The sequence below is a fragment of the Brevibacterium sp. Lmc1 genome, from assembly GCF_057654315.1.
Genome location: NZ_CM172803.1, coordinates 1 through 12,063 on the forward strand (window position 1 = coordinate 1; position 12,063 = coordinate 12,063).

At 63.1% G+C, this 12,063-nt stretch carries 8 protein-coding genes and 2 tRNA genes; 9 read left to right on the plus strand and 1 reads right to left on the minus strand.

What is annotated here, in order from left to right; all coding sequences use genetic code 11:
- Positions 1–100: 100 nt before the first annotated feature.
- The 9 genes from dnaA to AC239G_RS00045 all read left to right on the plus strand — a co-directional run bounded on the left by dnaA (position 101) and on the right by AC239G_RS00045 (position 11,379).
- The gene (gene dnaA, locus AC239G_RS00005; RefSeq protein ID WP_487489510.1) at positions 101–1,786 is read left to right on the plus strand and encodes a chromosomal replication initiator protein DnaA; all 1,686 of its coding nucleotides are present in this window, start codon (positions 101–103) and stop codon (positions 1,784–1,786) included.
- A gap of 557 nt (positions 1,787–2,343) precedes the next feature.
- A complete protein-coding gene (dnaN, locus tag AC239G_RS00010; RefSeq protein WP_487489511.1) occupies positions 2,344–3,483 on the plus strand; it encodes a DNA polymerase III subunit beta in 1,140 nt (379 codons plus the stop codon).
- Entirely contained in the window at positions 3,484–4,620 is a 1,137-nt protein-coding gene (gene recF, locus AC239G_RS00015) for a DNA replication/repair protein RecF (protein WP_139909528.1), read from the plus strand.
- Entirely contained in the window at positions 4,617–5,129 is a 513-nt protein-coding gene (locus tag AC239G_RS00020) for a DciA family protein (RefSeq protein WP_101546518.1), read from the plus strand. Before recF ends, AC239G_RS00020 begins: the two co-directional genes overlap by 4 nt.
- 219 nt (positions 5,130–5,348) lie before the next feature.
- On the plus strand, positions 5,349–7,346 hold the full coding sequence (gyrB, locus tag AC239G_RS00025; protein ID WP_139467608.1) for a DNA topoisomerase (ATP-hydrolyzing) subunit B: 1,998 nt from the start codon (positions 5,349–5,351) through the stop codon (positions 7,344–7,346).
- 141 nt (positions 7,347–7,487) lie between these two features.
- Positions 7,488–10,055, plus strand: a complete 2,568-nt coding sequence (gyrA, locus tag AC239G_RS00030) for a DNA gyrase subunit A (protein ID WP_139467609.1) — start codon at positions 7,488–7,490, stop codon at positions 10,053–10,055.
- The gene (locus AC239G_RS00035; RefSeq protein WP_487489512.1) at positions 10,052–10,912 is read left to right on the plus strand and encodes a DUF3566 domain-containing protein; all 861 of its coding nucleotides are present in this window, start codon (positions 10,052–10,054) and stop codon (positions 10,910–10,912) included. The genes gyrA and AC239G_RS00035 overlap by 4 nt, the downstream gene beginning before the upstream one ends.
- Positions 10,913–11,061: 149 nt before the next feature.
- Positions 11,062–11,135: transfer RNA gene (locus tag AC239G_RS00040), tRNA-Ile, on the plus strand.
- Between the two features lie 171 nt (positions 11,136–11,306).
- Positions 11,307–11,379: transfer RNA gene (locus AC239G_RS00045), tRNA-Ala, on the plus strand.
- An 82-nt stretch (positions 11,380–11,461) separates the two neighbouring features.
- On the opposite strand, the gene AC239G_RS00050 is transcribed toward AC239G_RS00045, so the two are convergent.
- Positions 11,462–12,055, minus strand: coding sequence for a CHAP domain-containing protein (locus AC239G_RS00050; RefSeq protein ID WP_487489513.1), 594 nt, complete (start codon positions 12,053–12,055; stop codon positions 11,462–11,464).
- Positions 12,056–12,063: the final 8 nt, after the last annotated feature.

The following is a 12,063-nucleotide window of genomic DNA, read 5'->3' on the forward strand; positions in this document are numbered from 1 at the left end:
AGTCGGCACTGATCCACATTCTGTGGAAAACTATGTGGAAGTCATGCACAGGTGTGGATCACGCCAGAACGATTTTTTTGAAAGCTGAGGAAATGTGACGGTGTCGAATTCCAAGAATGAGCTCATCAGCCGCTGGCACACGGTGGTCTCAAACCTGGAAAAGGACCCGGGCCTCTCGTCGCACCAGAAGGGTTTCCTCTCCCTCGCCGTGCCGAAGGCCCTCGTCGACAATGCCCTCATCCTTCTCGCCGTGCGCGAAGAACACACCCGCCGCACCATCGAGACTCGACTGCTCGGCCCCCTGACCAGGGAGTTCTCCAAGGTCCTCGGGTTCGAAGTGACGTTCGGATTCGTCGTCGATCCCGAACTCGACGTGCCGATCCGCTTCGAAGAACTCATCGGAGAGCCGACACCGGGAACTCAGGTTCCCATCGATCCGGCCACCTCCTCCTCGGCGACGGAATCGCCGGAACCCATCCCCACTGAGGCGGCCGAACCGGTCCGACCGGTCCCCGCCGATCATTCGACGCTCGAATCCGCCCAGCCGAACCAGGGCCAGCCGGCCGCGCAGACCTCGGACACCCAGTTGCCGCAGGCGCAAGCATCGGCACCGCCGGCAACGCAGACGCCCGCCTCGCAGCCGCAGGCTCCCGACGATTCCGGGATGACCGACCGTGAGATGAAGATCGCCGAGGCGACCGCCGCCCCGATGGGCCCGCCTGTCGATGCTCCCGGCGTCGCCCAGCTCAATCCGAAGTACACCTTCGACACCTTCGTCATCGGCGCTTCCAACAGGTTCGCCCATGCAGCGGCCTTCGCTGTCGCCGAGGCACCGGCCAAGGCCTACAATCCTCTGTTCATCTATGGGGACTCGGGATTGGGCAAGACCCATCTGCTCCATGCGATCGGCTACTACGCGACTCAGCTGTTCCCGGAGATCCGAGTGAAGTACGTCTCCAGCGAAGAGTTCGTCAACGACTTCATCAATACGATCGGCTCATCGAAGACCTCGAATGCTCTGCGTCCGGCATTCCAGCGCCGCTACCGTGAGGTCGACATCCTCATGATCGACGACATCCAATTCCTGCAGGGCAAGGATGCGACCGTCGAAGAGTTCTTCCATACGTTCAACGCCCTGCACAATGAGGCGAAACAGGTCGTCATCACCTCCGATCAGCCGCCGAAGATGCTCAAGGGCTTCGAAGAGCGGCTGCGCTCCCGATTCGAATGGGGTCTGCTCACGGACGTGCAGCCGCCGGATATGGAGACTCGGTTCGCGATTCTGCGCCGCAAGGCCGCAGCCGAGCAGCTCGATGTTCCCGACGATGTCCTCGAATACATCGCCTCCCGTGTGTCCTCGAACATCCGCGAACTCGAAGGCGCTCTCATCCGGGTCACGGCATTCGCCAACCTCAACGATCAGCAGATCGACGTCTCCTTGGCCGAGACCGTGCTCAAGGACTTCATCACCCCCGATGACACCCCTGCGGTCACGGCCGCGGACATCATGGGTCAGACCGCTGCCTACTTCAGCCTCACCCTCGATGACCTGTGCGGAACCTCCCGGTCCAGGACGCTGACGACGGCCAGGCAGATCGCCATGTACCTGTGCCGCGAGCTCACCGACCTGTCCCTGCCGAAGATCGGACAGGCGTTCGGTGGACGCGATCACACCACCGTGATGCACGCGAACAAGAAGATTCGAACTCAGATGGCCGAACGACGGGCCGTCTACACCCAGGTCACCGAACTCACAAACCGCATTAAACAACAGCACCGCCTATAGAAGACGTCATACACATCTGTGGATAACCCTGGGGACAATTGCTCACAGCTTGGGGACAGAGCGGTGGACAGAACTGCTCCACGGGTGGAAAGATGTGAACTACATGCTTGTGTTTACCCAAGCGCCCACCGACGCCTCGGTCACGGTGCACATGGCATCCACAAGCCCATAATGGCTCAGAACCCTTGATTACTCTGGGGTAAGCGGCACTTGTCCACAGTGTCCACATGTGCTGATACTTCTACCAAGTGAATTCAACTCTTAAGAGGGCGACCGCCACCGACTGCTGCGGTGGATGAGCTTCGAGCTCACAAGCTCGAGGTCGAGAGAGTCATGGACCTGCAGAATATTCGAACACAGGATCTCGGCTGATTCTCGAATGCGAGATTCGCTCGCTGAGCACCCCTGGCATCCCTTTTCGGCCGCCACTCCTGAGGTGGGCACAAATCGGATAGGCTGTGTAAAGTTTTCCGAGCAGTATCGAGCCTGTGACTCGCAACCCGGAATCTCGTGCCAGATGCCCAGTGCAGGTCGGGTGGCCACCCCGAAGGAGTAAAGTGAACGCGGAAGCATCCCCCTTGAAGTTCAAAGTCAATCGCGACGTTCTCGCTGACGCTGTTGCCTGGGCGACCAAGACTCTGCCCAACCGTCCTTCCGCTCCGGTCCTCACCGGTATTCTCATCACCGCCGAAGCCGGCGGCACAGTGCGTCTGGCCGTCTTCGACTACGAAGTCTCATCCCGCGTCGAGATCGTTGCCGAGGTCGCCTCCGCAGGAACGGTCCTCGTCTCCGGACGTCTGCTCGCCGACATCTCCAAGGCTCTGCCGAACCAAGAGGTCACCCTCGAACAGATCGATGCGAAGGTCGACGTGACCTGCGGATCCTCGCGCTTCTCACTCATGACGATGCCCGTGGCCGAATACCCCGCGCTGCCGCAGATCCCCGACGACTCGGGCACCGTTTCGGCCGGTGAGTTCCAGAACGCCGTCTCACAGGTCACGATCGCGACCTCGAAGGACGACACCCTGCCGATCCTCACCAGCGTGAGAGTCGAGATCGAGGGCGAGAAAGTCACGATGCTCGCCACCGACCGCTATCGTCTGGCCGTTCGCGAGTTCACTTGGAACCCGGGACGCCCCGACGTCTCGGCCGTGGCTCTGCTGCGCGGACGCACGCTCTCCGATGTCTCGAAGTCCCTCGGCGGCGATGTCACGATCGGCCTGAGCACCGATGCCGGCAAGGACCTCATCTCCTTCACCTCGGCGGGTCGAGTCACCACCTCGCTGCTCATCGAGGGCGAGTACCCGAAGGTCCGGTCGCTGTTCCCGGATTCGGTTCCGATCCATGCCATCGTCGAGACCGCCGTGCTGCGCGAAGCCGTTCGCCGCGTCTCACTCGTGGCAGAACGCAACACCCCGCTGCGCTTCGAGGTCACCGACGGCATGCTCACCCTCCACGCCGGCACCGGTGACGACGCTCAGGCCTCCGAAGCCGTCGAAGCCACCCTCCAGGGCGACGAGATCACCGTCGGCTTCAACCCGCACTACATCGCCGAAGGTCTCGCCGCTGTCGAGAGCCCGTACGTGAACTTCTCCTTCACACAGCCGATGAAGCCGGTCATCATCTCCGGGCAGAAGGAACTCGACGGTCCTGCCGACGAGTCCTATCGCTATCTGCTCATGCCCACGCGCATCTGAATGTGGATATCCCGACTCTCCCTGCGTGACTATCGGTCGTATCCGGAACTCGACCTCGAGTTCTCACCCGGAGTCACCACATTCGTGGCCGACAATGGGACCGGGAAGACCAATATCGTCGAGGCGATCGGGTACCTCGCTCATCAGCGCTCCCATCGGGTGGCCTTCGACGCTCCGCTCGTCCACGAGGGGCGACCGGCTGCGACGGTGTCCGCACTGGTCAACCGGGATCAGCGGCATGCCACCGTCGAGGTGACTATCCAGGCCAAAGGTGCCAACCGGGCCCGGGTCAACCGCAATGCGGTGAAGCTCAAGGACATCCTCGGCCTCGTCTCCTGCGTCGTCTTCGCTCCCGAGGATCTCAGTCTGGTCCGCGGTGAACCGGCCGAACGCCGGTCGTGGATCGACACGCTCGTCGTGGCGCGAAATCCGCGCTTCGCTTCGATCATCACGGACTTCGAACGGGCACTCAAACAGCGCAATGCTCTGCTCAAACGGCTCCGCGAGGACCGCGATCCCGGCCTCGAGGCGACACTCGACATCTGGAATATGGCCTACGCGGACTCCGCTGCCGAACTCGTCTTCGGGCGACAGCGGATCCTCGCCGATATCGTCGAGCCGCTGCAGACGAACTTCGCCTATATCGCAGCCGATGCCCGACTGGAACGGCAAGGCGCCCACATCGCCTACGATTCGCGCATCGACTACTCGCAGGCAGCATCCGCTGCCGACTGCAAGGAGCTGCTGCTGGCGGCCCTCGATCGTCGCCGCACGACTGAGATCGAGCGCGGACTGACCCTGCACGGACCCGGTCGCGATGATCTGTCCCTGATGATCGGAACCCATCCGGCGAAAGGCTATGCCTCTCACGGAGAGACCTGGTCGCTGGCGTTGGCCATGCAGCTGGCAGGGTGGGATCTGCTCTCCGCCGATGCCGGAAGCGCCGCTGAACAGCCGATCCTCGTCCTCGATGACGTCTTCGCCGAACTCGACACCGGTCGGCGTCAGCGTCTGGCGTCCAGAGTGACATCGGCCGAACAGGTCTTCATCACCGCGGCCGTCGACTCCGATCTGCCCGATGGTCTCGAAGGAATCCGGATCGACCAGTCCCGACTTCTGCAGAGCGGCGCATCATGAGCGGCATCGACCGGGACTACTCCACTCCCGTCGCCGCACTCGAAGCCCTCGACCGAGTCCGACGGATGGAGGTCACCGAAGCGAAGTTCGTCCGCAGCCGTCGCCGTTCCCGCCTGCGCGGCGAAGCCGTCTACTCCGGATCGGGTCGTGACGGCCGTGACCCGAAGACCGTGTCATCCGTGCTCGGGTCGCTCATCACGGACCGCGGCTGGTCGTCCTCACTCGACATCGGCAAGGTGCTCGGCCGGTGGCCCGACCTCGTCGGACCCCAGGTGGCCCAGCACGCGACGCCCGTCGACTTCTCTCCTCCCCTGCTCGTCATCGCCGCAGACTCGACGACCTGGGCGACCCAGCTGCGGGTGCTCAAACCGACGATCCTGCGCAGACTCGAGGAAGGGCTGGGTTCGGCGACGATCACCGAGATCGAGATCAAGGGGCCACAGGGACGCAGCTTCAAACGCGGTCGACGATCGGTGGCCGGCCGCGGACCCCGGGACACATTCGGGTGAAGTGGGCAGCCGCCTCGGCGAAATTCCGGGAAGAATCCCTGTATTTCTGAGAAGAACACAGAGGGCCTTAAACGGCCATAGCCGCTACCTCACCTGTCCGGGGGTACATCTGCGGCACGAAAATTCGGGAAATATGCCTTCACAGGCCGCTTACGGGCATTTCAGCGTGCGGCGCGGTAGAATGGGGAGCTGATAGCGACCATCCGAACAAGGAGTCATATGACGACCGAGGATCAGCCTCATTATGATGCCGGCGACATCACTGTTCTCGAGGGTCTCGAGGCAGTCCGGAAACGGCCCGGCATGTACATCGGTTCGACCTCGGAACGTGGTCTCCACCACCTCGTTCAGGAGATCGTCGACAACTCGGTCGACGAGGCGATGGCCGGCTACTGCGATCATATCGAGGTCACCATCCTCGCCGACGGAGGCGTCCGTGTCGCCGATGACGGCCGTGGAATGCCGGTGGCGATGCACCCGACGGAAGGCAAGCCGACCGTCGAGGTGATCCTCACGATCCTCCACGCCGGCGGTAAGTTCGGCGGCGGCGGATATGCCGTGGCAGGCGGTCTCCACGGTGTGGGTTCGACCGTCGTCAACGCACTGTCCGAACGACTCGAGGTCGAAGTCAGGCGCGACGGCTACGTGTGGACGATGGACTTCGACCGTGGTGTGCCCAACGGCGAACTGCAGCGCGGCGAAGCCACCGATGAGACGGGCACGACCGTGACCTTCTGGCCGGACGGCTCGATCTTCGAGACCACGGACTTCTCCTACGAGTACCTCCGTGCGCGCTTCCAGCAGATGGCCTTCCTCAACAAGGGCCTGAAGATCAGCCTCACCGATGAGCGCCACAACGAAGTCGATGACGACGATGTCCAGATCGACGAGGACGAGGCGACCGAGTGGAAGCCGCGCACCGTCACCTACGAGTACGCGAACGGTCTGCTCGACTATGTCGAGTACCTCAACTCGACGAAGAAGGCCGATCTCGTCCACCCCGATGTCATCGTCTTCGAAGCCGAAGAGGGCGAACAGACTCTCGCGCTCGAGATCGCGATGCAGTGGACGACGTCGTACAACGAGTCCGTCCACACCTACGCCAACGTCATCAACACCCATGAGGGCGGCACCCACGAAGAGGGCTTCCGCACGGCTCTGACCTCGCTGGTCAATGCGTATGCGAAGGACCAGAAGCTGCTGCGCGACAAGGACCCGAACCTCACCGGCGATGACATCCGCGAGGGTCTCACGGCCGTCATCTCCGTCAAGCTCGGCGATCCCCAGTTCGAGGGGCAGACGAAGACGAAGCTCGGCAACTCCGAGGTCAAGGGCTTCGTCCAGCGCGTGGTCCGCGACGAACTCGGACACTGGTTCGAGTCGAACCCGGCCCAGGCCAAGGACGTCGTGCGCAAGGCGCTGCAGGCCTCCCAGGCCCGCTTGGCCGCTCGCAAGGCTCGTGAGGCCACTCGCCGCAAGGGACTGCTCGAGTCTTCGGGTATGCCCGGCAAGCTCAAGGACTGCCAGTCGAAGGACCCGTCGATCTCTGAAGTCTTCATCGTCGAGGGTGACTCGGCCGGCGGCTCGGCGACTCAGGGCCGCAACCCGAACACTCAGGCGATCCTGCCGCTGCGCGGAAAGATCCTCAACGTCGAAAAGGCTCGACTCGACCGTGCGCTGGGCAACAACGAAGTCCAGGCGATGATCACGGCCTTCGGCACCGGCATCGGTGAGGAGTTCGATCTCGAGAAGCTGCGCTATCACAAGATCGTCCTCATGGCCGACGCCGATGTCGACGGTCAGCACATCACGACCCTGCTGCTGACGCTGATCTTCCGGTACATGAAGCCGCTCATCGAGCACGGCTACGTCTACCTCGCCACCCCGCCGCTCTATCGCATCAAGTGGTCGAACGCCCCGCACCAGTTCGCCTACACCGACAAGGAACGCGACGGACTGCTCGAGACCGGGCGGGCCGCCGGCAAGCGACTGCCCAAGGATCTCGCGATCCAGCGCTACAAGGGTCTGGGCGAGATGAACTACGAGGAGCTGTGGGAGACGACGATGGATCCCGACCACCGGCTGCTCAAGCAGGTGTCGCTCGACGATGCGATCGTCGCCGACGAGATCTTCACCGTCCTCATGGGCGATGACGTGGATTCGCGTCGCCGCTTCATCCAGGAGAACGCGAAGGACGTCCGCTTCCTCGATATCTGATCGTCCGTCCTCACCGGGGCAGCCGCCTCGGTGAGGGTGGGAGACCGGATGCACCGCCCCCATTCTTTGCACGCACCAATCGCCGCCGCACACGGCTGAGATCCAGCCGGACACGGTTCGAACACAAGGGAAGAGCCCACATTGGCCGACGAGAACGATATCGGAACAGAAATCAACCGGATCGAACAGGTTGATCTCAACCTCGAGATGCAGAGGTCGTACCTCGATTACGCGATGAGCGTGATCGTCGGACGTGCCCTGCCCGACGTCCGTGACGGACTCAAGCCCGTCCACCGCCGCGTGCTCTACGCGATGTTCGACGGCGGGTACCGCCCCGACCGCAACTTCTCCAAGTGCTCGCGCGTCGTCGGCGACGTGATGGGCCAGTACCATCCGCACGGTGACACGGCGATCTACGATGCCATGGTCCGCCTCGTGCAGCCGTGGACGATGCGCTACCCGCTCGTGGCCGGTCAGGGCAACTTCGGCTCCCCGGGCGACGACGGAGCGGCCGCACCGCGTTATACCGAGTGCAAGATGGCGCCCCTGGCCATGGAGATGGTCCGGGACATCGAAGAAGGCACCGTCGACTTCCAGGACAACTACGACGGCCGCAACCAGGAACCCATGGTCCTGCCCTCCAGGTTCCCGAACCTGCTGGTCAACGGCTCGGCAGGCATCGCCGTGGGTATGGCCACGAACATTCCTCCCCACAACCTGCGTGAGGTCGCCCAGGGCGCACAGTGGCTGCTGTCCCACCCGGAGGCGAGCAAGGAAGAGGCGCTCGAGGCCCTCCTCGGCATCGTCAAGGGACCCGACTTCCCGATGGGCGCGACGGTCCTCGGTCGCAAGGGCATCGAGGACACCTACCGCACAGGTCGCGGATCGATCACCCAACGCGCCGTCGTCGAGGTCGAAGAGATCCAGGGCCGGACCTGCCTCGTCGTCACTCAGCTGCCGTACATGGTCAACCCGGACACCCTGGCTGCGAAGATCGCCTCCTACGTCAAGGACGGCAAGGTCGCCGGCATCGCCGATCTGCGCGACGAGTCATCGGGCCGCACCGGTCAGCGCCTGGTCATCGTGCTCAAGCGCGATGCCGTGGCCAAGGTCGTGCTCAACAACCTGTACAAGCACACGTCGCTGCAGGAGAACTTCTCCGCGAACATGCTGGCCCTCGTCGACAGCGTGCCGCGCACACTGAGCATCGACTCCTTCCTGCGTCTGTGGGTCAAGCACCAGATCGAAGTGATCGTCCGTCGCACGCAGTTCCGTCTGCGCAAGGCCGAAGAACGCGCGCATATCCTGCGCGGCTACCTCAAGGCCCTCGACGCCCTCGACGAGGTCATCGCCCTGATCCGCCGCTCCCCGTCCTCGGACGAGGCGCGGAGCGGACTGATGGAGCTGCTCGAGGTCGACGAACTCCAGGCCAATGCGATCCTCGACCTGCAGCTGCGCCGACTGGCCGCACTGGAGCGACTGAAGATCCAGGAAGAGGCCGAGAAGATCGAGCAGCAGATCGCCGAGTACAACCACATCCTGGCAACCCCGGCTCGCCAGCGTGAGATCGTGTCCGAGGAACTCGACGAGATCGTCGAGCGCTACGGTGACGATCGCCGGACGAAGATCCTCGCCGGATTCGACGGTGATGTGTCCATGGAGGACCTCATCCCCGAGGAAGAGGTCGTCGTCACGATCACCCGCGGCGGTTACGCGAAGCGGACCCAGACTCACCTCTACCGGGCCCAGCACCGTGGCGGCAAGGGCATCAAGGGCGCGGCACTGCGCGGCGACGACGTCGTCGAACAGTTCTTCGTCACCTCGACCCACAACTGGCTGCTGTTCTTCACGAACACCGGTCGCGTGTACCGGGCGAAGGCCTATGAGCTGCCCGAAGGCTCACGGGACGCCAAGGGCCAGCACGTAGCGAACCTGCTCGCCCTCCAACCAGGTGAGACGATCGCACAGGTGCTGTCGATCCGGGACTACGAAGTAGCCGACTTCCTCATCCTCGCCACTCGTTCCGGTGTGGTGAAGAAGACCCGCCTGAGCGAGTACGACTCGAACCGCACCGGCGGTGTCATCGCCATCAACCTGCGCGAATACAAGGGTCAGCCCGATGAGCTGGTCTCGGCCCGCATCGTCGGTGCCGAGGATCACCTGCTGCTGATCTCGCGCAAGGGCATGTCGATCCGCTTCGCCGCCGATGACGAGTCGATCCGTCCCCTGGGCCGAGTCACCGGTGGCGTCACAGGTATGAAGTTCAAGGACGACGACGAGCTGCTCACGATGGACGTCGTTCGGCCGGACACCTACGTCTTCGTCGTCACGGAAGCCGGGTTCGCCAAGCGCACCCCGGTCGACGAGTACCGCCTGCAGGGGCGCGGCGGTCTGGGAATCCGGGTTGCGAAGATCACCGAACAGCGCGGAGACTTGGTAGGCGGACTCATCGTTGAAGACGGTGAGGAGGTCCTCGTGGTCATGGAGCGCGGTAAGATCGTTCGGTCGAGCATCGATGAAGTTCCGGCGAAGGGACGCAACACCATGGGTGTGGTGTTCGCGAAACCGGATAAGAAAGATCGTATTATCGCAGTGACCCGTGGGCCCGAAGCCGAGGTCGAAGACGAGATCGAAAGCGAAGACGATGCCGAGGTCCCGGAAGGTGAGGTCGCAGAGCCTCAGACCGGCAACGAGGATGTGGAAGAGTGAGCGATAGCAAACAGCCAGGCTCAGGCAAGATCATACGCACGTCGAGCGGCTCGACCCGTCTGACGGCCGGATCGTCGAAGTCGGACGACAAGTCGGCTGCAGCAAGCGGTTCAGGCTCGAACTCCGGGTCGGGAACCGGCGCGAAACAGGGATCCGGCTCCGGTCGCGGCTCTTCGGGACCGAACAGCCAGAACGCCACCGTCGTCGCACCTCCCGCTCCGAAGGCCTCGCCGAAGCCCAACCGGGCACCCTCGGCGGGCTCGACGCCGTCGGCACACACCGGATCTCAGGGATCGGGTGCTCAGACCGGGTCCCAGGGATTCGGCGCACCGGCTTCCGGTTCACAGGGAACAGGTTCCCAGGGATCGGGCGGCGGCAACCGCGGCGCCACCTCGGTGATGGGAAATGCGGCGAACACCGTCCGCGCGAGCTCCGGCAGCGTGAAGATGGGTGTGAAGAACATGGTCGACAGCGGGAAGGGCAAGAAGAAGAAGGGCCCCCGCACCGTCCGCCTCACCGTCTCCGCGGTCGATCCGTGGTCGGTCATGAAGATGTCGTTCCTCATGTCCGTGGCGATCGGCATCGCCACGATCGTCGCCTTCATCGTCCTGTGGGTCGTGCTGCAGGCGACCGGTGTGATGAGCGGCCTCGAATCGACGATGAGCGAGCTCGCCGGCGCAGAGTCGGCCGAGCGGATCGTCGGCATCTTCGGCTTCGGCCGAGTCGTCGCGGCCGGCTTCATCATCGCGGTCATCAACATCGTGCTGATGACGGCGCTGTCGACGCTGGCGGCCTTCATCTACAACATCGGCTCCCTCATCGCCGGCGGATTCAGCCTCACCCTCACCGACGACTGATTGCTACCTGACGGCGGCCCAGCAACCTCGCGCGAGGTTGCTGGGCCGCCGTCAGGTAGTTCTGGGAGGGTGTGAGAGGGGTCACTGGGTGTCGATTTGTGTTTAGCTGCGGTCGATGGGTATTGTTTTACTTCGGGTTCACCCGATGAGGGCCTATAGCTCAGGCGGTTAGAGCGCTTCGCTGATAACGAAGAGGTCCCTGGTTCAAGTCCAGGTAGGCCCACGTCCTGTCACAACAGGATTTCCTTTCGAGGAGGATCATGAGAAGATGGATTCTCAGCGGTCTCACGTTAGTGGGACTGGGAGTGTTCTTCGGGTGGCGGCACCAGAACCAGAGTGCCCAAGCCGAATGGTCCGAACACACCGACTCGGTGTGAGGGTGTGAACCCGTTTCGGGGGTATGGCGCAATTGGTAGCGCATCTGCTTTGCAAGCAGAGGGTTAGGGGTTCGAGTCCCCTTACCTCCACTCGAGTAGTTTTGAGACAGCACTCGTAAAACGAAGGCTCCGAACCACATTGGTTCGGAGCCTTCGTCGTTGCGAAAACCTATCAGGCGCGCCAGTAGCCCAAGTAGCCATCGATGAGGCCGTCATAGGTGTGCAGGCTGCGGTCGCCGTTGAAGTTCTGGTGCCACACCTGGCCTTCGTAGTAGATGCCGATGTGACCGTAGGCGGTGGTGTTGTCGCCGTCGCCCCAGACGAGGATGTCGCCGTTCTCGAACTTCTGGTCGGTGTGCCAGGTGAAGCCGTTCGCCTTCATCTTGTCACCGCCGGAGCCGCCTGCCTGATAGTCGACGGCGTTGCCCCACGCTCCGTGGTCGACGCCGTGGACCTCTTCGAGGGCCCGGGAGATGAGGCTGACGCATTCTCCCTGGTAGCCGCCCTGCGAGTTCGCCAGCGACTGGCCCTTGTAGTGCTTGAGGAAGTCCCCGATGTTCGAGAACTTCTTCTCCGCCTCCGGGCTCGCCGAGGCGGTGCCGGAGTCCGCAGCCGAGTTCTCGGCTGCGGCGGAGGCGGCTCCCGCGGAAGCGGCGGGCTGTGCCGCCGGCTGGGCGGCGGAGGCGATCGAACTGGAGCCGAGCACGGCGGCTCCGGCGATCATCGCAGCTGTCATGGTCTTCGTGGTGACGTTCTTCAGAGTCATTCTCATCC

Excerpts from the sequence above, each read along its gene's own strand:
- recF (WP_139909528.1), top strand. The coding sequence starts at position 3,484 with ATGTGGATATCCCGACTCTCCCTGCGTGACTATCGGTCGTATCCGGAA.
- AC239G_RS00020 (WP_101546518.1), top strand. The coding sequence starts at position 4,617 with ATGAGCGGCATCGACCGGGACTACTCCACTCCCGTCGCCGCACTCGAA.
- gyrB (WP_139467608.1), top strand. The coding sequence starts at position 5,349 with ATGACGACCGAGGATCAGCCTCATTATGATGCCGGCGACATCACTGTT.
- AC239G_RS00050 (WP_487489513.1), bottom strand. The coding sequence starts at position 12,055 with ATGACTCTGAAGAACGTCACCACGAAGACCATGACAGCTGCGATGATC.